This is a genomic window from Streptomyces sp. NPDC048331 (genome assembly GCF_043201215.1).
Lineage (GTDB): Bacteria > Actinomycetota > Actinomycetes > Streptomycetales > Streptomycetaceae > Streptomyces.
In genome coordinates, this window is record NZ_JBICYT010000010.1 from 23,978 (window position 1) to 43,558 (window position 19,581).

Genomic DNA, 19,581 nt, shown 5'->3' on the forward strand with positions numbered 1-19,581 from the left:
CAGACAGGAACCGCCGTGTCCTCAGCCACCCTTCGCCTCCCGGGCCACCTCGCTCATCCGTTCTCGCCGACCGGACGGGTGGACCCCCACCCGGCGTACCGGTGGCTGCGGACGTATGCCCCGGTGTACCAGGACCCCGCCACCCGGATGTGGCTGCTGACCAGCCACGCGGACTGCTCGGCGGCGCTTCGGAGCGACGCCTTCTCCGCGGCCCAGGGACAGCAGGGTCGCGCCCGGGACGACGCCCTCCCCCCGTCCATGCTCACCACCGACGCGCCCGACCATCACCGACTGCGCGCCCCGGGAGGCCTGTTGCTCGGCCCCGAGGCGATCCGGTCGGTGGCGGACGGGATCGGCCGTGAGGTCGACGCCCTGCTGGAGCGGACGGGTGGTCGGCCGGGAGAGCTGGACGCCGCGACCGGCATCGGAGAGCCCCTGGCCACCGCCGTCTACGCACGGCTCTTCGGGCTGGAGGACGCCGAGCGCCCGCGCTTCGAGGAGCTGGCCCGCGCGGTCTCCGTCAACCTCGACCCGATGGCGGGACCGGCCACGGCCGCCGCGGGCCGGGCGGCCATGGGCGAGCTGAGCCGCTACCTGGACGCGGTGGCGCGCCGCCACGCCGAGACCGGATTCGACTGCCCGCTGTCGCGGCTGGCCGCCGACGACCGGCTGACCCGGCCCGAGATGCTCGGCATCCTGGGCCTGGCCGTCGTCGGCGGCTGGCAGCCGTTGGCCGAGACGGTGGGCAACGCCCTGTACTGGCTGCTGCCCCGCCCGGCGGCGGTGGAGTACCTGCGGCGGGCCGGCGACCGTGCGGCCCGCACCGCCGTGGACGAGCTCCTGCGCCTGGAGGCCCCGATCCCGTTCACCGCGCGCGTCACCACCCGCGAGGTGGAACTGCCCGGCGGCCGGGTGCCCGCCGGCGCCCGGGTGCTGGCCGTGCTCGCGGCCGCGAACCGGGATCCGGCGGTCTTCGAGCGCCCCGACGAGCTGCTCCTGGACCGGTCCCCCAATCCCCACCTGGCCTTCGGCGGTGGGCCGCACTTCTGTCTGGCGGCCGTACTGGTCCGGCAGACCGGGGCCCTGCTGCTGCCCCGGCTGCTACGCCGCTTCCCGGGCGTCGCGGCCCACCAGGACCGCGCCCGCTGGGACGACCGCGTGCTGCCGCGCCGCCTCGCGGAGTACCCGCTGGAACTGGGCCCGCACCGGCCGGACGCCCTCGCCCGGAACACGCACGACGACATGGAGGCCTGATGCGAACCGACGTCCTCGTCGTGGGCGCGGGAATCAGCGGTTTGACCTGCGCGAGCCGCCTCACCGAGGCAGGCCTGCGCGTCGTCGTCCAGGAGAGCCGCGCACGGGTGGGCGGACGCATCCGCACGTTCCGTCCGGCCGACGGCGGGCCCGCCCTCGAACTCGGCGCACAGGTGGTCCACGGCGCCCGCAACCCGGTCCACGCCGTCATGGGCGGCGACCGCATGGAGACCGTGCCGCGCGACGTCGCGGCCCGGGTGGTCGAGGACGGCGTCACGGCGGACATGGGCGTGCTCGCCCGTGGCCGACGCGGCCCGTGGGCGCTGGAGGCCGAGCTGAACGCGGCACTGACCGATGCGGACGTGTCGGTCGGTGACCGGTTGCGTTCCCGGTGCGCCGACGCCGCCGAGGAGCGGGCGGCACGGGAGTGGTACCGGCAGAACTGGGCCGCGGACCCGGACGAGGTGAGCGCCCCGGCCGTGGCCGCCGCGCACCGCGCGGATGCCGTCGGCGGCGGCGAGTACGCGGTGAGCGGCGGTTTCGACCGGCTCCCCGAGCAGCTCGCGCGGAGCCTCGACGTACGCCTCGGCTGCCCGGTCGACCTACTCGACTGGTCCACGGGGCAGGTCCGGGCCCACGGCGCGCAGGGCGTGCTGCGGGCCGGTGCGGCGGTCGTCACCGTTCCCCCGCAGGTGGTCGTGAGCGGCCGGCTGCGGATCGGCGGGCTGCCCGCGACCAAGTGGCAGGCGGCGAAGGACCTGCCGGCCGGTGACGGCTACTGCGTGGTCGTCACCCTCTCCGCCCCCGCGCCGGAGTCCGCGGTGGTGTTCGACGTGGACGGGTCGGGCGGATTCACCCGCAGCCGGGCCGGACGGCCGGAGGTACTGATCGTGGCCAAGGCCGGAGCCGCCGCCGCCGTACGGGCCGCCACGCGCGAGAGCGACGGCCTGACGGCACTCCTGGCCCGGTCCCTGCCCTGGACCCGGTCGGCCCGGGTGCTGGCCACCGAGGCGGCCGACTGGGGGAACGACCCCTGGTCGGGCGGAGCGTTCACGGCCCCCCGGACCGGCGCGCGCGACGCGGCCGTCCTGTGGGCCGAACCGATCGAGAACACCCTGTTCTTCGCCGGAGAGGCGACCGTATGCGGCCGTGAACTGCCTTGGGTGCAGGGGGCGATCGCCAGTGGCGAGCGCGCGGCCGCGCAGATCCTGTCGGGAGTGGCACGATGACCGTACGATCCGGGGCCGGACGGCCGGGGCGGGAGCGCGCCGAAGGGGCGTACTCCCGGACGGTGCATTCCGGCTGGCATCTGGTGGCCTTCCTGTCCGAACTCACCGCCGAGGTGACCCCGCTGGCGATCGGGCCGCGCCGCCTGGTGGCGGTCCGCGACGGTGACGACGTACGCCTCTTCGACGCGAACTGCCCGCACCGGGGCGCGCACCTCGGATACGGCGGCATGCTGGACGGCACCTGTCTGGTGTGCCCCTTCCACGGCAAGCGCATCGCTCTCGGCGACGGGGGAAAGCGCTGGTCGGTCGCCGAACATCAGGTGATCCGGGCCGGTGAGGCGGTCTTCGCGCGACTCACCGACACCGCGCGGGACGACCGCGGGTTCGAGAAGGTGATCAAGGAGATCGCCGTCAGCCATCCGCTGGTCGAGGCGGTCGTCCTGCCGGTCGCCGCCCCGTCCGGTCTCGTCATCGAGAACGCCTTCGACACGGACCACTTCACCGCCCTGCACAAGGTCGAGGCCGTCGAAGGCATGGACATCGTGCCCACCGAGAACGGCGAACTGGCCATCGAGGGCACGTTCCCGATGCGCAACTCCCCCTGGAAGAGCGATCTCGCCCGGGCGGAGGCCAAGTGGCGGGCGATGCGCAGCGGTGACACGCGGCCGGCGTACGTACCGCGGTTCTACGCGCGGGCCTTCAGCCCCGGCCTGGTGGTCACCGAGTTCGGGCCGCCCGGACAGGTGCACGTCCTGGTCACCGGAGCCACGCCCACCCCGGAGGGATGTGTCGCCCGGGTGGCGGTCGGCGTCGTCCCCGGCCGGGAGAGCGACCTGCGGATGTTGATCGTCGGCAGCGAACGCGCCCTCGCCGAGGACCTCGCCGTCTGGGAGCACCTGGATCCGCACGCGCCCGTGCGCTACGACGCCCGGGACGAGCCGGTGATCGCCTTCCGCGAGTTCTGCGAAGGCTTCGAGGAAGTGAACTGATCATGAACCAGCTGTCCGTCCGCACGTCCGGCAGCGGCCCGGCCGTGCTGTGGATCCACGGCTACACCATGGACTCCAGCACCTGGGAGCCGCTCTGGGAACTCCTGCCCGGCTGGCGGCACATCGGCGTCGACCTGCCCGGCCACGGCGGCTCCGACCCCATCCCCGCCGGGCTGACCCTGCCCGCTCTGGCGCGGCAGATCGCCGACATCGTCCGCGCCGAGCGGGCCCACCGGATCGTCTCGCTCTCGTACGGTTCGTCCGTCGCGCTCCAGTTGGCCATCGACGAACCCGAGCTGGTGCACGCCCTGGTGGCCGCCGCGCCCACGCTGGCCGGCGCGGCCCCGGACGCCGACGCCCGGCGGCGCTACCAGCAGCTGATGATGCTCAAGCCGCTCGCCGGCCCCGGGGAGCGGATGGCCGATCTGTGGATGGCCTCGCCCCCCGACATCTTCCGCGGCACCGAACGGCATCCGGAGCTCCGCGCCGCGCTGCGCTCGGTGATCGTCAGGCATTCCTGGGCGGAACTGGACAGCGGCGCCATGATGACGCTGTCCGCACACCGCCACAGCCCGGCGGACCTGGCCCGCATCCAGGCCCGGACCCTGGTGTTCATCGGCGACGAGGACATGCCCGCCTTCGTCCGCAACGCCGAACTGCTGCGCGACAACGTCGCCGACTGCGAGGTCGTGACGCTGCCCCGGTCCGGCCATCTGCCGCTGCTGGAGCGGCCCGAGGCCGTCGCGGCCGACCTCGCGGCCCACCTGCTCCGAGCCGGGTGAGCCACCGACCCGGCTCACGGGTCCCCCTCATGCCGATGGCCCGCGGACCTCCGTCCGCGGGCCATCGGCATGAGGTGTGCGTCAGCGTTCGGAGGAGGCTTCGGGGCCGTGCGCCGTACGGAACCGCCGCACCATCAGCGCGTGGCCCGGGCCGGCGGCGGCCTCGTACGCGCCGAGGGCGTTGACCCGCTCCACGGTGGAGGAGCCCAGCTCGGCCCGCAGGTCGGGCGAGCGGGAGAGCAGGAACATGCCCTCCTCCGTGTAGCCCTCGTCCAGCCAGCCCTGCCACAGGGCGTCCCGGTCCTGCTCCTGCCCGGCGAAGTACGCGGTGCTCCGCTCCCTCGGTGCGGTGGGCGGTGCGGTGTCCGGCACGGGAGCGGCACGCAGGACGATCCGCCGCCCGCCCAAGTAGGCGATCCGTAGGCCCTTGCGGATGCAGAAGACCAGCGCCTCGGCCGCGGTGTCGACGACCGGCTCACCGCGGTCGTTGAGCGAGGTGTTGCACACGATCGGCACCCCGGTACGGGCATGGAACGCCCCGATGGCACGGTGCAGGAGCGGGTTGGCCGCCGCGGTGAGGACCTGGTGGCGCGCCGATCCGTCCAGGTGCACGATCGCCGGTACCGCGTCGCGTACCTCCGGCCGTACCTGGACGGTCTCCAGCATGTACGGGGACGGCCGATCGCCGTCGAACCAGTCCGGGGCGTACTCTGCCAGCACGATCGGGGCGACCGGGCGCCACCACTGCCGCTGCTTGTACGCGTTGAGCAGGTCCTTGACCTTCGTCGACCGGGGGTCGCCCAGCAGGCTGCGATGGCCGAGTGCCCGGGGGCCGAGCTCGGCGGCGCCGTCCACCCAGGCGATCACGCTGTCGTCGAGGTCCTCGGCGAACCGGTCGGGCGAGAAGTCCCCGACCTCCTCGATCCACGGGGCGAACTCCGCCAGCGCGGCGTCCACGTCGCGCAGTTCGTTGCCGTGGTAGGCGGAATCGATCAGGATGTCGGCGCCGTCCAGGGCGCCGGTGCCGTACAGGGCGAGCAGCCCGAGTCCCAGCGCCTGGCCGGAGTCGTTGGCGCAGGGCGGGGTGAGCAGCCCCTTGAAGCCGAAGTGGTCCATCAGCAGGGAGTTGGCGGGGCAGTTCAGCGCGAAACCGCCGCTCGTGGAGAGGTAGGCGTCCTCCGCGCGTACGCCGCCGATCGCCAGCAGCCGTTCGACGTTGCGGACCGCGACCAGCTCGCAGCACCGTTGGACGACCTCCATGACGGCGCTCTGCAGGTTCTCCTCGTCGGTGAACTCCCGGTCCGGCTCCTGGCCCGCGAGCTGCCGACGGGCCTCGGTCACGATCGTCGCGACCACCCGGTGGGCCGCCTGCCACGGTGCCCGTCGCCCGCCGTACAGCTCGACGCCGGCCATGACGGCCTCGACATCGAGGTCGATCCGGGTCCGGCAGGCCGAGGCCAGGGCCATGAGGGTGCCCGGCTCCTTGCCGAAGATCGTCTCGGCCGCCGTGTAGAGGGGTCCGGGGGATTCCACCGGGGCGAAGGCCAAGCGCCCTTGGACGGAGACGCACCCGGCGTACCAGGCGCTCTTGGTCTCCCGGTCCTGGACGAAGTCGGGGCCGCCGTCCACGGCCATCGCGATGACGGTCTCCCGCTTGAACAGCGCGCTGTCCATCAGCAGGCCGCCGAAGAGATGACCGAGGCTGTGGAGCGGGAAGTCCTCGGCGCCGGCCGGGACGGGGATCTCGGCGTGGCCGGGCAGGCCCGGGGTGCCCCAGGAGGCGCTGATGTCGGACAGGTCGAGCCCTTCGGTGGCGAGCAGTCCGTTCAGGAACGCCTCGGCCCGGGCGGGGGTGTAGAGCGGCTGATGATGGTGCTTGTGGCCGCTGACGCGTTCGAGTTCCCAGACGCGCACCAGTTCCACGGCCCGACCGGTGCGTCGCCACAGTGCGACGTTCTGGTCGTGACGCGCGGACAGCACGGCGGTGGGACCCGGCGGTGTCAGGTAGCCGGAAAGGAAGTACTCCACGTCATGCCGATCAGCCACGGCACTGCTCCTCTGCTTGCTGTCCGGGTGTGTTCATCGGGGTGATCAGGAGGCGCCGGGACGATCGCAGCGGCGCAGCCCGACCGCGTTCCCGGGGCCGACCGGCATCCGGCGGGCCCACTCCCGTGCCTCTTCCTCGGTGGCCACGTCGATCAGCCACAGGCCGCCGAGTTCCCGTTCGCCCGGTGCGGCGCGGTCCTCGCCGGCCGCGCCGTCGGGGCGGGCCAGCCGTGCGCCGTACCGCACCCGCACCCCCGCTTCGGCGAGGTCACGGCCGTAGGCGCGGTTCGCCTCGTACCGTTCCTGACGTTCGGCCGGCGACATGTCGTCCCATGCGCGTTCTTCGCCGTAGACGAGCAGTGCGAATTCCATGAAGGGTCCCTTTCTCACGACACCTGGCGGCTGGCCAGGCGGGCGAACAGGCCGTTCTCGTCGGCGAGCAGTTCCTCGTAGCGGCCCTGCTGCACGATCCGTCCCTGGTCCAGCACGATGACCTTGTCGGCGTCGGCCACCGTCGACAGCCGGTGGGCGATGACGATCCGGGTGGCGCTGAGCTTTCGGGTGCTCTCCGCGACCAGTCGCTGGGTCGGGTTGTCCAGGGCGCTGGTGGCTTCGTCGAAGAAGACGATGCGGGGCCGGGCGACCAGGGCGCGGGCGATCATGAGCCGCTGGCGCTGTCCGCCGGAAAGGGTGTTGGTCCCTTCGGAGAGCACGGTGTTCATGCCCATGGGCATGGCCGAGATGTCGTCGGAGATGCCTGCCATCGAGGCCGCCACCCAGGCGTCGTCCAGGGTGTGGCTGCTGCTGCCGATGATGTTGGCCTTGATGTCGCCGGCGAGCAGCGAGCCGTTCTGCAGCACGACGCCGCACTGTCGGCGGACGGCCGAGACCTCCAGCTCCGCCAGGTCCTGCCCGTCGTACAGCACCGTGCCCGACACGGGCTGCTCGAAGCCCAGCAGCAGCCGCAGCACGGTGGACTTCCCGCTGCCCGAGGCCCCGACGATGGCGACGAACTCGCCGGGTGCGATGGACAGGGTGACGTCGTCCAGCACCAGCGGTCCGTCGTCGCCGTAGCGGAAGGAGACCCGGCTGAGGTCGAGCCGGCCGGACAGGTCACCCGGGGCGGCCTTGGACTGGTCGACCTCCGGGGCCGTCTCCAGGATCGGGCGCAGCTTCTCCAGGAGCGGTACGACGCCCATCGCCGTGATCGCGGCCGAGGTGAACTGCAGGCTGGAGGCCAGGAGAAGGTTGAAGGCCGCGAAGAAGGAGAGGAAGGCCGCGATGGGCACCTGGCCCTGGAGCGGTCCGCCGATCACCGCGAAGATGATGACCGAGCACACCAGCGGGAAACCGGCGTTGAAGGTCGTCACGATGTTCTGCACCCGCCGGGACGCGGCGGCCAGGCTGCGACCCTTGGCCAGTTCCGAGGCCCACACGCCGAACACCCGGTCCTCGGCGGCGGTGACCCTGAGCTTGGGGACGGCGGTGAGCAGTTGGAAGACCCGCGAGGACAGCTTCTGCTCGTGCGCGTACAGCTTGCGCTGCCAGCGCACCTCGATCCGTCCGGCCACCAGCGCGAACACCGCTCCGACCAGCACCAGCACGGTGGCCAGCACCGCGAGCCGCAGGTCGTAGAAGTAGACGAGGACGAGGTTGGCGGAGCCGGTGATGAAGCCCAGGGTGGCGCTGGTCATCATGCCCGAGAGCATTTCCTGGGCGGCGCTCACACCGAGCACGGTGGTGCCCAGTTCCCCGGTGGAATAACGGGTGAAGAAGGAGGTGGGCAACGACAGCAGCTTGGTCCAGACGCCCACCTGCATGGCGGCCGTGGAACGGCTCTCGATGCGTAGGACGGCGATGTTCTGAACGATGGACAGCGCCGCGACGACCAGGGCCGATCCGATCACCACGAGCGAACCCTGGACGATCAGCCCGCGCTGGGCCTGCGCGACGAAGGTGCCGAGGACCTGCCCGGTCATGACGGGGACCAGCAGGCCGACCAGGGCGGCCAGGGCCGCCGTCCAGGCGAACATCCACAGGTCGCGCCGGTTGCTGCGGATACCGAAGCGCAGCAGGCCGCTGATCGACCGGACCGCGGAGGGCAGCGGCTGGTAGAGCATGACGGCCTTGGTCTGCAACTCCTCGGCGAGCTTGGCGGTCACCTCGGTGATCTTGCCCGCTTCGGTCATCACGTAGCGGCCGCCGATGGGCAGCAGCGCCACCGGCCGGTCGCCGACCTTGCGGTAGCCGATCGCCGGGCCGAAGTCCGTCCTCCACCACTGGCCGTCCAACCGGATGGCACGCGTGCGGACGCCGGAGGCGTGGGCGATGGACTGGAGGTCGTCCAGGTTGCGGCCGTGACCGCTGCCGACCAGCGGGGCCTTGACGGCGAAGCCCTGGTGCGCGGCGACCAGCCGGGCGGCCGCCAGCGTCGGCGGGTCCGCGGCGACGTCCGCGAGCCGGATGCGGGCCTCGGTGTCGTGCAGGACGGCCTCGAAGCTGCGGGCCGTGGTGGCCAGGGTGCCGGCCTCGCGGGCCTGGCGGACGTCGAGGGCCTCGCGTTCGAGGCCGCGCTGGCCCTCGATGCGGCGGTCGACGGTGTAGAGCAGGCGGGTCGCGTGGGCGAGCAGCAGGCCCCAGAGGGCTCCCTCGTCGAGCAGTTCCCGCGAGGAGCGGGCCCGCAGCCGGGCCGGGGAGTCGGCGATCAGCCAGTCCCGCTGGGTGAGGCAGGTGTCCATGCCGGTGGTGAACCGCCCGGAGACGCCCTCGCCCAGCTCGACCGAGCCCTCCTCCACCCGCACCCACCGGACGCCGTCCACCGAACGGACGGCCTGCCCCGCGGCGAGCGCGGTGGGCCCGTCGGTGGACAGCGGTACGAACTCACGGGGCGGCAAGGTGTCGCGCAGAGCCTGGGCGAGGGCCACGATGCCCTGTTCCAGGCCGTCCAGGAACTGCTGGACCGCGTCCCCGTAGGCCTCGGCGGACAGGGCGCGCACCGCCAGCCCCGACGGGGTGTCGCACGCGGCGCGGCGGGTCGAGAGGCCTTCGAGGTGGGAGAGCGGCAGGTACGACAGCACGGTGTCGGGCACCGGCCGGCCGACGATGCCGTGTCGCGGGCCGGACGGTGAGCCCATGAGCAGGGCTCCGGCCTCCACGCGGGCCAGGAAGTTCCAGCGCCCGGTGGGCACGCCGTCCACCAGGCGTACGGCGAACAGGTCCACGGCGCCGGCTTCCACCAGCAGCACGCGGCGTACGTCGTCCAGGACGGTGAACGGGTCGGTGTGGAGGTCGGCCGGGGTGGCCGCGTCGGTGAAGAACGGCGCGAACGCAGAGGTGATCACAGGTCGCCCCCTTCGGCGGTGCGAACCGAATCGATGAGACCGGCGTAGTGGCCGCCGCGGGCCAGCAGCTGCTCGTGGGTGCCGCGTTCGGCGATCTGCCCCTTGTCGAGCACGATGATCTCGTCGGCGTCCCGCACGGTGGACAGGCGGTGGGCGATGGTGAGGCAGGCGCATCCACGGCGGCGCAGGTTGTCCATGATGACCCGTTCGGTCTCGGGGTCCAGGGCGCTGGTGGCCTCGTCCAGGATGAGCAGCGTGGGCTGGGTGGCCAGGGCGCGCGCGAGCTCCAGGCGTTGGCGCTGGCCACCGCTGAAGTTGCGGCCGCCCTCCCAGACCATGGAGTGCAGACCGCCGGGGCGGGCCATGACCGTCTCGAAGATGGCGGCGTCGTGCAGCGCGGAGACGATGACGTCGTCGGGGACGTCGTCGTTCCACAGCGCGAGGTTGTCCCGGACGCTGCCCTCGAAGAGGGAGATGTCCTGGTCCACGTAGGCGACCGAGGCGGCGAGCACGGTGCGCGAGATCTCCTCGCGGGGACGGCCGTCGAGCAGGATGCGGCCCGACCACGGCGCGTACAGACCGGTGAGCAGCCTGCCGAGGGTCGACTTCCCGCTGCCGGAGCTGCCGACGACGGCGATCCGGCGGCCGGGGACCACGGAGAAGGACAGGTCCTTGATGAACGGCGCGGCCAGCGGGCTGTAGCCGAAGGTGACGTCCTCGAACTCCAGGTGCCCGTCGAGCCGCCCGGTGCGGGAGGGGTCCTCGGGGACGTCGAAGGAGGTGTCGGCCGGGTAGTGCTCGACGTCGTACAGCCGCTTGATGTCGGCGGTGACGTCCTGGAGCCGGCCGCCGAGATTGGTGAGTTGGGTGACCGGGCGGCTGAGCGCGGCGAGCAGGGTCTGGAAGGAGACCAGGATGCCGACGCTGATCGCGCCGTCCACCACCCGCTGCCCGCCGACCAGCAGGATCAACCCGCTGTTGAGGGAGGCGAGCATCGGGGGCACCACGATCAGCACGGCGGTCGGTACGCCCAGTTGCTGCTTCGCGGAGATGACCTTGGCCAGGAAGCCCGCCCAACGGCTGAAGGCGTCGGGTTCGGCTCCGGTGGCCTTGACCGTCTCGATCTGGCTGAGGGTGGTGAAGGTGGTCGCCGTGAGGTTGCCGCGGTCGGTGCGCAGCGCCACCACGGCGTCCGTGCGGGCCCGGGCGACCCAGCGCAGCACCACGATGTTCAGCAGTGCCATGCCGACGCCGATGGCGCCGAGGAGGATGTCGAAGTGGATCAGCAGGGCCGCGTAGAACACCACCAGCACGAGGTTGACGACGGTGAGGGCGAGGTCCCGGGAGAGGATCTCGGCCACGACGTCGTTGCCCGCGACCCGGTTGGCCACCTCGGCGGGACGCCGCTGCATGAAGAAGTCGACCGGGAGCCGCAGGAGATGGCGGAAGAAGCGGGCCGAGGAGACCAGCCCCATCCGGATCTCCAGGCGCAGCAGGTAGTGCCGCTGCACGGAGGTGAGGACGAAGACGCACAGCGCCGTGAACATCATGGCGAGCAGCAGGGGCACCAGGTACCCCGCCGAGCCTCCCGCCAGCACCCGGTCGATGAAGACCCGGGTGAACGCGGGGGTGGCGATGCCCGGGACGACCAGCAGGGCGCTGGCCATCAGCACGAGCGGGAGGGCCCGCCCCGACGGCAGCCGACGCGACAGCAGCGCGGCGCCGACCTTGGTGCGGGTACCGCCGCGGACGAAGTCCGGGCCGGGCTCGAAGGACAGGACGACGCCGGTGAAGCCGGAGTCGAACTCGTCCCAGGCCATCAGTCGGGGCCCGCCGGCCGGGTCGTTGACGGCCACGACGGTCTTGCCGTACTGGGTGCGCACGCCCTCGACGACCAGGAAGTGCTGGAAGGCCCAGAAGATGATGACCGGGCGGTCGAGGTCCTTCAGGTTCTCCGCCTCGGTCTGGTAGCCGCGGGCGGTCATGCCGTACTGGCGGGCCGCCGCCAGTACGGTGGCGGCGTTGGCGCCGTCCCGGGACACCCCGCACACGCCGCGCAGTTCTTCGAGCGGGACGTGGCGTCCGTAGTGGGCGAGGATCATCGCCAGGGAGGCGGCGCCGCACTCCACCGACTCCATCTGCATGACGGTGGGGACCTTGTGGCGCCAGGGCCGCATGCGGGGCAGCGGGATCCGCCGGCGCCGCGCGCCGGGCCGGTCGGGTCCGCTCGTGTTCTGCGCCGGGGGCCTGGCCGGAGGCTCGGCCGGGGGCCTGGCCAGGGTGCTCTGCGTCATGGCGATGTCCCCTCAGCGTCCGAGGATCAGATTGAACGGGGTCTGTTTGCCGAGATTGATCGTCGCGGACACCCCCACCTGGGTGGTCAGCGCCGTAGGGGGGCCGCTGGTGTTGGACCAGGCGAAGCCGGAGCGGGTGTTCTCGTCGCGGACCAGGTCCACGACGACCAGCCGGGGCGCGGAGCCGGAGGCGAACTGCCGGGCCGCCAGCTCGCCGCCCACCAGGCCGGACAGGGCCTCCGACGTCAGCGGGTAGGGGCTGACGGAGGTGACGGTTCCGCGGAGCAGGCCGAAGGCGGCCGGCGGGGCCGTGGACACGGCCAGGTCCACCTTGTTGCCCGGGAAGAGCCGGGCGGCCCGGTCGGCCGGCACGAACACCATGGCGATCATGCGGTCACCGGAGACGTCGGTGCGCTCCACGGTGAGGACGGCGGAGCCGACGTCGATCATCTGCCCGTCGCTGACCGCCAGCCCGACCACGTGGCCCGCGAACGGGCTGGTGATCCGGCGGATCTGACCGGCGGGATCCTGCACCTCGATGACCGTCTGCCCGGCGGTGACCGTGCCGGTGGGCTGGGTGAGCACCCGCTGCACCATGCCCGAGAAGGGACTCTGCACCTGTGCCGTGCCGCCCGGGCGGGTCAGCAGACCCGGCGCGCTCACACTGATCAGCAACTGACCGGCGAAGGCCCAGATCACCGCGGCCGTCATGGTGATCATGACGACGAACAAGGCGATCCAGCCGCGTGGCGCCGCCAGCAGGGTGGGCGAGTCCAGCTCGTCGGGCTCGCGCATCCGCTGGAGCGCCTTGAAGCGGAACATCATGACTGCTCCTCCTCGCGTGGGACGCCCGCGCTGTGCCGCAGCGTCCGGGGGCGGCTGCCGACGACGAGTTCGCCGACCGCGCCCTCGGAGTGCCGGTCCAGGCCCGAGGCGGCCGCGAACTCGTCCGCGTCGCCGCCGCCGAGCCCGCACACCGCCAGGCCCATGGCCGTTCCGACCAGGTAGAGGGTCTGGTAGAGCACGCCGACGTGCTTGAGGACGAGGGAGTAGGCGACGGTCTCGTACTTCCACATCACCCGCCCGAAGCGCGCCGCGACCAGCAGCGTCACCTGGGGAGCGGAGTCCATCAGGGCGCTGCCCCGCGCCGACTCCACCAACGCGGCCGTGGCGGGGCCCGGTTCGGCCACCAGCTCCAGCTCGTGCCGGTCCGGCGCGTAGTGCCACAGCCCCGGCTCGGCGCCGACGCACTCGGTGATGAGCGGGTAGACCTCCAGCTCGTGGACGGAGCCGCCGGACGGGTAGGGCCGGTCGGCCAGCTCCTGCCCGTCACCGCCGGTGAAGGTCTGCCGCAACCGCATGCTGCGGTGGAGCAGTTCGCCCAGCTGCTCCAGGGTGATCGGCGCGTCCGCGTCGTGCTCGCGGATCGACCTGCGTCGTTCCAGCACCTCGCTCAACGAGGCCTCGCTCTTCGCGCGGGCGTCCAGGTCGGGGACGGCCAGGGCGATCCGCCGGCCGGGGAAGGGCTCCCGGGACGCCGGCTCGGGGCCGAAACGCTCCCCCAGCGGGTACGTGCCGCCGTAGCCGGTGACCGTACGCGGACCCCGGGTGCGGGAGTGGAGGGCAAGGTCGGCGGCGGACCATTGGGCGAGCCGCCGCTCGACGGTCTCCGGGTCGTGTTCCGGGCCGCCGGTGACGAGGAGACCACCGGCCGCGAACAGCCGCAGCACCTGCGACACGGCCGTGTCCGGGAGCCCGGCCGCCTTCGCCGCCCCGGTCGGGCCGTGCCAGGCGGCGAGGACACCGAGCAGTCCGGCGGCGGCCGGCGCGAGCTCCAGCGCGAACGGGCTGCCGGGCGCGCGCACCACCAGCAGCCCGCCCTCGGCGGTCGCGGTGGCGAACCTGGACAGTTTGACGAGCGCGTCGGCGGCCGGCGCGGCGGGGAGCGCGAGGCGGCCGCGGCCGACCTGGCGCAGCCGGGCGATCGGCTCACCGTCGAGCTGTACGGCGCGCTCCGTCATGCCTGCGGCGTCGAGCTTGTGCAGCAGCATGTGCAGGCGCAGCAGGCCGAATTCCCCGTCGTGCGCGGTGACGAGGGGGGCGAGCCGGTCCTCGGCGTGGTCGTCGGCGGCGAGGGCGGTCAGCACCGCCAGCAGTCCGGGAGTGGTGTCCGGCAGCGCGACGGCGCCGGCCGGGGCCGACAGGATCCAGGCCCCGGGGGCCGTGGCTCCGGCCTGGCCGGGGGCCTGCGCGAGCGTCGCGTCCCGCCGCAGCCGCAGGACCGCGTGAACGGTCCGGGCCGGATGGTCCGGGTGAGCCAGGTGCTGCGGGTGCTGCGGGTGGGCTCGGTCGGTCTGCCCAGTCGTCATGATGTCCGTCCGGCCGGGTCTAGAAGAAGACATTCCAGGGATTCATCTCGTCCTCGGTACGCGGCTGTTCCAGCTGCCCGGTGCGGGTCGGGACCTCGTAGAGCCGACCGGGGCCCAGGCGCCGCCAGAAGTGCCGCATGCCGGGGGCGATGACCTTGACCACGCACAGGTCGAGATCGGGGCGGGTCTGGTCCAGCACGATCACCTCGATGCCGGCGGCCTCGGCCCGGGACACGCAGTCCTTGATGTGGTCGGCGAGGTCGTGGCCCACCAGCGGGGCGAAGTCGCCCACCGTGGTGGGCTTCCGGTCCGGGTCGGGGGTCAGCCACGGCTCGTCCGCCAGCTTGACCTTCTTGCACCACGCCAGGGTCTCCGGGTCGTCCGACCGGTAGACGGTGTTGCCGTCGGCGTCGCGCCGGTCCACGTACGGCAGGAACTGGTTGACCTCGGTCAGGGCGCGGATGGCGGCGATGCGCGCGTCCGGGTGCGAGCCGAAGCCGACCATGACGTCCTCGACCTCGTGGCGGCGCCCGGAGACCGCGGCGAAGGTGGGGATGCCCAGGTCGGAGGTGATGTCCAGAACCCACACGTCGCGGTCCATGCTCGCGTAGAACGCGCGCATGGTGTCCACGTACGGGTCGTCCAGCGAGTCCAGGTCGAACTCCGGGACGCGCAGGCGGTTGTACCACCACAGCGCCACCGAGTCGCGTTCCACGACCTCGCAGAAGCCCTGGAGGATGGCCTCTTCGAGGGTGTTGCCGCTGGCCCCGCCGTTGGAGTCGCCCACGCAGTAGAAGTGCTCGGCGAGGTCCGGGTGGCCGTACCAGGCGTAGCCGGACGGGATCATCCGCTCGGTCTCGCGGGTCAGGGACCAGCCGGTGGACCAGTCGATCGGCAGATCGGTGCGGAAGGGGTCCGGGACCAGGTGGAGCCGGTGGGTGGGGTCGGCGTTCCACTGCTCGCGACCGGCGACCTGCGCCTCGGAGAAGCCCAGCAGTTCGTCCATGTGCACGGCGACGTCCGGGTCGAGGTCCTCGTACGCGGCCCGGGTGACCGGCTCGCCGCCCCGCCACACCGCCGAGTAGCGCTCGATGGCCTCGCACATCGCGCTGACCTTGGCCTGGATCTCGGAGCGGCCCTTGCCGCCGCTCTGGCCGCGCATGTTGCGGCGCAGCAGGTCCATGTTGTCGTTGACCATCGCGAAGTTGTGGCCCGCGGTGAAGCTGTAGGTGACGCCGTTGCCGGTCTCCTCGTGGGCGCCGAGCTTGGTGATCGCGCCGAGGTAGGGGCTGATGTGCCGCTTCAGCCGGTCGTACGTCAGCTGCGGCGGCTGGATCCGGTAGCCGCCGTCCGTGGTGTGCCGGGCGGGACTCGCCGTGAGGGCGACCTTGGGGCTGCGCTCGGAGACCAGCGTCGGGTCACCGCAGGAGGCGCACTGCGGCTGCCGGACGAGGGTGTGCTCGGCGCTCTCCAGGGTGATCAGGTCCATGGTGCGCATCACGCCGGTCAGGGACTCGGACGTGCCGGTGACGACGATCCGGGCGGCCTCGACGGCGATCAGGCCCGCGATGAGGGTCGAGCTCGCGGGAAGCGCCGCGTGCGAGGGGTGGCGGGGGGTGTGGTCACCCCGCTTGCCGGAAAGGTAGCGCTCGACCTGGCGGTTGCCGCCGAGGCGCTGGGCCAGGCAGGTCCAGCAGCCGGTCTCGCCGGGACGCAGGAAGGGACCGACCCACGGCACGACGCCGGCAGGCTTGGCCGGCAGCCAGGAGCGGCCGGCGGCCAGGTAGGCGGTGTTGAGGCGGTCCAGTTCCGGGTCGAGGTAGTCGTCGACCAGGACGACGGTCAGGCCGTCCCCGGCGGCCGCCGAGTCGATCGCCTCGTCGAAGCCGACCACACGCACCCGCAGGCCGTTGGACTCCAGAGCCGCGAGCACCGGTCGGTGGTCCGGGCCGGATCCGGCGACCAGGGTCAGCTCGGTGGCCGCGGTGGCGGCCACCACCCGGTGCGGGTCGATGCCCTGGGCGTCCCAGAAGGCAAGCGCCTCGTCCGACATCTCAGGCCGGCCCTCGGCCAGATGGCCGGCCGCGTCGTACCGACGCAGCGCGGTCAAGGTCTCGGTGATCGCCAGCTGTCCCCCGAGCGCCCCGACGATCTCGGCAACGGTCTTGCGGCCGTCGAGGTGCGGCAGCACCGCGGCCGCCGCGGCTCCCTGGACGAGGAAGTCTTTCCCCTCGGCGAGCAGGAATACCTTCGAACCGTCGACCACTTCGCTGATGAAATGGGCCTTGAGTCGCGGACGCTCCATCTGGCTTCCCCCTGTTTATTGCCGGTGTCCCGTATTTCGCTCGACATCCAATCACGTGGCTGAAACCCATGTACATGCTGAAAAGCGCGATGCGATGGGCCGCTTAAGCATGTGCGCACCGATACGTAATCTCGGGCCGCGATACGTAAGCCATACGTATCTTTTGGAAAGGCCCTACCTGTTCTGGACTACAGTGGTCGCGGATGCGATGATCATGGCTGCGGTTGTCTGCCGCTGACGGGGGATGATTTACGGTGCCGACGGGGCAGTTGCTGCATCGGGAACGCGAGTTGGCCGCACTGGGGGAAGTGCTCGGGGAGGCCACCCAGGGCCGTCCGGCGCTCGCGCTGATCCAGGGGCCCAGGGGCATCGGCAAGTCCGAGCTGCTTCGTGCGGCCCTCGCGGGGCTGCCCCAGCAGAGCATCGTCCTGCGGGCCCGATGTCATGAGAACGAGCAGGAATATCCCTACGGCGTCGTACGCCAGCTGTTCGACCCTTTCATATCGGCGTCCGGGACCTCCGGGATTTCCGGCACTTCCGACGCAACCCCGGAACCGCTCTCCGTGAATTTGCCGCACGGTCTGGATCAGGCGGCCGCTCCCGCGAACGGCGCCGCCGCACATCATCTTCTGCAGAATCTGTTCCAGGCCACCCGCTCCATGGCGACGGCCCGGCCGGTGGTCATAGCGATCGACGACCTCGATTTCGCGGACGAAGCCTCGCTGCAGTGGTGCTCGTACATCGCCCGCCGCCTCGAAGGCCTCCCGGTCGCTTTGCTGGCCACCGTTTCCTCGGAGTCCGCCGACGTCCACGAGAACCTGCCCGCCGAACTGGGCGCCCTGCCGTACACCCGGGTGGTCCGGCCCGGGCCGCTGTGCGACACGTGCAGCGCGGAACTGATGGCCGCCGCGTTCGGGGTGCCGCTCGACGCAGAGTTGGCCGCCGCCTGCCACACCCTTTCCCAGGGAAACCCCCTGGTGTTGCGGGAGTTGACGAAGCGCCTGATCGCCGCGCCGATCTCCCCCGGTTCACCGAACCTGGACGAGGTGCTGCGGATCGGCGCCCGGACGCTCTCCGACACCACGTTGACGTGGCTCGACCAGTGCCGGCCGGCAGCGGTGGAACTGCTCGACAGCCTCGCGATCCTCGGCCCCGGGGCGGATCTGACGACCGCGGCCATCCTGGCCGGCCAGGGCGACTTCCTCGCCGCGCAGGCCCGAGCGGCGCTGTGCCGTACAGGCCTGCTCGCACCCGGACCGCCCGAACACTTCCGGCACGAACTGGTCCGTACGGCCATCCTGTCCCGCATCGACCCCGACCGCCGCCTGGACCTGCACGAACGGGCGGCCGCCCTGCTCGCCCGGCTCGGCGCCCCGGCCACGCAGACCGCCGAGCACCTGATGTCCCTGAGTACCGCCGACCGCGCCTGGGCGCTGCCGATCCTGCGCACGGCCGCCGACGAGGCCGCCGCGGCCGGGTCCTGGGACACCGCCGCGCGCTACCTCCGCCGATCCCTCGCGGAGTCCGACGACCCCACGGCCGTGCGGGAGACCACGGTCCGGCTGGGCGCCGTGGAGCTGCATCGGGACCTCGCGTCCTGCGTGCGCTACGCCACGACGGCCGCCGCCGCCACCGAACCGGCCGACCGCGCCCGGGACCTGCTGCCCCTGGCCCACCCCGCCCTCACCGTCACCTCCACGGGCGCGGCCCGGCTCTTCGCCGATACCGCCGCCGCGTTGAGCACCGTGGAGGACGCGCCACGCGAACAGGTGCTGCAACTCGGTTCCCAGGCACTGCTGGCCGGTCACCGCGTCGGCATGAGGCGAGCCGTACGTGAACTGCGCGCCGGTGAGAACATCCCGGCGAGCTGGAGTTTCCTCGGAGCCCTGGCGGCGATGACCGCGGCCGGCGGCCGGTCGCCCCTGCGCGCCGCCCGGCTGGCGGCGCGGTGCGTCGAGGCCGCGTCCCCCGCCGGCGCGGACGCCGGGGTGCTGGGCGCGGTACTGGCCTTCGCCTGGACCGGCCGGCCGGCCGAGGCGGAGCAGTGGAGCGCCTGGGCCGTCCGTTCCGCACGACGCCACCGGCGCCCCGCCGAACTGGCCCTGGCGCTGCTGGTGCGCAGCGAGGTGACATACCGCCGGGAGGAGTGGGCCGAGAGCCTTCGCGACGCCCGTGAGGCCGCCGCGCTCACCCGGTCCGTCAACGCCGTCGGTCTGCGCTGCGCGGCGGACGCCTGCGCGGCACGGGCCCTCGTGCGGCTCGGCGAGGTGCGGGAGGCGGCGGGCTCGCTGGTGGGCATGGAGGTCCCGAGCGACGTCCATCCGCTGATCCGGGGAGTGGTCCTCGAAGGACAGGGGATCGTCGCGGCCGCCCGGGGCGACCATCAGGAGGCGCTCAGGCTGTTCCTGGAGTGTGGGCACCAGCTCGCCACCCGGGGCATCGCCGACCAGGCCTGCATTCCTTGGCGCGCCCATGCCGCCGACTCCTACCAGCACCTGGGCGAGTACGCCGCCGCGCGGACCATCGTCGCCGATTCCGTCGGCACCACGGCGCGCCGGCGAGCCGGTGCGGGGGCGCCGGATCGGACACCGCCCGGGGGCGCGTCGCCGGAAGTCGCGGGCGCGGGCCCGGCCGCGGCCGGGGGCGTCCGGCTGAGCCCCGCCGAGCGGCGGGTGACGGACCTCGTCCTGATGAACCTGAGCAACCTCGAAGTGGCCGAGCGGCTGTGCCTCAGCAAGCGCACGGTCGACACCCACCTGGGTCGGATCTACCGCAAACTCGGGATCGTCGGCCGCCCCGAGCTGGCCGCCGCCGTCGAGGGCCTCACACCGCGCGGTTGAGGCCTCCCGGATCTACGGGAAAGCGGGGGGGGGGGGGGGGGGGGGGGGGGGCGGGGGCCCCCCCGCGGGGGGGGGGGGGGGGGGGGGGCCCCCGGGGGGGGGCGGGGCGGGGGGGGGGGGGCGGGGGGGGCC

At 72.6% G+C, this 19,581-nt stretch carries 12 protein-coding genes; 5 read left to right on the forward strand and 7 right to left on the reverse strand.

All coding sequences use genetic code 11. The features are described 5' to 3' along the window. Positions 1-15 precede the first annotated feature (15 nt). Genes ACGFYY_RS16560 through ACGFYY_RS16575 form a run of 4 tightly spaced genes read left to right on the forward strand, consistent with a single transcriptional unit; the run spans position 16 to position 4,254 of the window. Positions 16-1,254, forward strand: a complete 1,239-nt coding sequence (locus ACGFYY_RS16560; RefSeq protein ID WP_393710004.1) for a cytochrome P450 — start codon at positions 16-18, stop codon at positions 1,252-1,254. Then, the gene (locus ACGFYY_RS16565) at positions 1,254-2,483 is read left to right on the forward strand and encodes a flavin monoamine oxidase family protein (protein WP_393710006.1); all 1,230 of its coding nucleotides are present in this window, start codon (positions 1,254-1,256) and stop codon (positions 2,481-2,483) included. The genes ACGFYY_RS16560 and ACGFYY_RS16565 overlap by 1 nt, the downstream gene beginning before the upstream one ends. Next, positions 2,480-3,472, forward strand: coding sequence for a Rieske 2Fe-2S domain-containing protein (locus ACGFYY_RS16570; RefSeq protein WP_393710008.1), 993 nt, complete (start codon positions 2,480-2,482; stop codon positions 3,470-3,472). Before ACGFYY_RS16565 ends, ACGFYY_RS16570 begins: the two co-directional genes overlap by 4 nt. Before the next feature lie 2 nt (positions 3,473-3,474). Continuing rightward, the gene (locus ACGFYY_RS16575; protein ID WP_393710010.1) at positions 3,475-4,254 is read left to right on the forward strand and encodes an alpha/beta fold hydrolase; all 780 of its coding nucleotides are present in this window, start codon (positions 3,475-3,477) and stop codon (positions 4,252-4,254) included. Positions 4,255-4,335: 81 nt separating this feature from the next. On the opposite strand, the gene ACGFYY_RS16580 is transcribed toward ACGFYY_RS16575, so the two are convergent. The 7 genes from ACGFYY_RS16580 to ACGFYY_RS16610 are packed head-to-tail and all read right to left on the reverse strand — an operon-like array spanning position 4,336 to position 16,609. Beyond that, positions 4,336-6,300, reverse strand: coding sequence for a carbamoyltransferase C-terminal domain-containing protein (locus ACGFYY_RS16580; RefSeq protein WP_393710012.1), 1,965 nt, complete (start codon positions 6,298-6,300; stop codon positions 4,336-4,338). Positions 6,301-6,345: 45 nt separating this feature from the next. After that, positions 6,346-6,672, reverse strand: a complete 327-nt coding sequence (locus tag ACGFYY_RS16585) for a YciI family protein (RefSeq protein ID WP_393710014.1) — start codon at positions 6,670-6,672, stop codon at positions 6,346-6,348. A gap of 14 nt (positions 6,673-6,686) precedes the next feature. Beyond that, complete coding sequence (locus tag ACGFYY_RS16590) at positions 6,687-9,641, reverse strand: NHLP bacteriocin export ABC transporter permease/ATPase subunit (protein ID WP_365276455.1); 2,955 nt, start codon at positions 9,639-9,641, stop codon at positions 6,687-6,689. Beyond that, positions 9,638-11,935, reverse strand: coding sequence for an NHLP family bacteriocin export ABC transporter peptidase/permease/ATPase subunit (locus ACGFYY_RS16595; RefSeq protein WP_393710017.1), 2,298 nt, complete (start codon positions 11,933-11,935; stop codon positions 9,638-9,640). The genes ACGFYY_RS16590 and ACGFYY_RS16595 overlap by 4 nt, the downstream gene beginning before the upstream one ends. A gap of 12 nt (positions 11,936-11,947) precedes the next feature. After that, positions 11,948-12,760 carry an HlyD family efflux transporter periplasmic adaptor subunit gene (locus ACGFYY_RS16600; RefSeq protein WP_365276461.1) on the reverse strand — a complete coding sequence of 271 codons (813 nt, stop codon included), beginning with the start codon at positions 12,758-12,760 and terminating at the stop codon, positions 11,948-11,950. After that, positions 12,757-14,304 carry a SagB family peptide dehydrogenase gene (locus ACGFYY_RS16605; protein WP_393710019.1) on the reverse strand — a complete coding sequence of 516 codons (1,548 nt, stop codon included), beginning with the start codon at positions 14,302-14,304 and terminating at the stop codon, positions 12,757-12,759. Before ACGFYY_RS16605 ends, ACGFYY_RS16600 begins: the two co-directional genes overlap by 4 nt. 19 nt (positions 14,305-14,323) lie before the next feature. Continuing rightward, positions 14,324-16,609 carry a TOMM precursor leader peptide-binding protein gene (locus tag ACGFYY_RS16610; protein WP_393710021.1) on the reverse strand — a complete coding sequence of 762 codons (2,286 nt, stop codon included), beginning with the start codon at positions 16,607-16,609 and terminating at the stop codon, positions 14,324-14,326. Positions 16,610-16,863: 254 nt separating this feature from the next. Here ACGFYY_RS16610 and ACGFYY_RS16615 point away from each other — a divergent pair, with 254 nt between their 5' ends. Then, on the forward strand, positions 16,864-19,449 hold the full coding sequence (locus ACGFYY_RS16615; protein WP_393710023.1) for an ATP-binding protein: 2,586 nt from the start codon (positions 16,864-16,866) through the stop codon (positions 19,447-19,449). The last annotated feature ends 132 nt before the right edge of the window (positions 19,450-19,581 follow it).

Coding starts and splice junctions, on each gene's coding strand:
- ACGFYY_RS16605 (WP_393710019.1), bottom strand. CDS start 14,304: ATGACGACTGGGCAGACCGACCGAGCCCACCCGCAGCACCCGCAGCAC.
- ACGFYY_RS16600 (WP_365276461.1), bottom strand. CDS start 12,760: ATGATGTTCCGCTTCAAGGCGCTCCAGCGGATGCGCGAGCCCGACGAG.
- ACGFYY_RS16610 (WP_393710021.1), bottom strand. CDS start 16,609: ATGGAGCGTCCGCGACTCAAGGCCCATTTCATCAGCGAAGTGGTCGAC.
- ACGFYY_RS16585 (WP_393710014.1), bottom strand. CDS start 6,672: ATGGAATTCGCACTGCTCGTCTACGGCGAAGAACGCGCATGGGACGAC.
- ACGFYY_RS16595 (WP_393710017.1), bottom strand. CDS start 11,935: ATGACGCAGAGCACCCTGGCCAGGCCCCCGGCCGAGCCTCCGGCCAGG.
- ACGFYY_RS16570 (WP_393710008.1), top strand. CDS start 2,480: ATGACCGTACGATCCGGGGCCGGACGGCCGGGGCGGGAGCGCGCCGAA.
- ACGFYY_RS16565 (WP_393710006.1), top strand. CDS start 1,254: ATGCGAACCGACGTCCTCGTCGTGGGCGCGGGAATCAGCGGTTTGACC.
- ACGFYY_RS16575 (WP_393710010.1), top strand. CDS start 3,475: ATGAACCAGCTGTCCGTCCGCACGTCCGGCAGCGGCCCGGCCGTGCTG.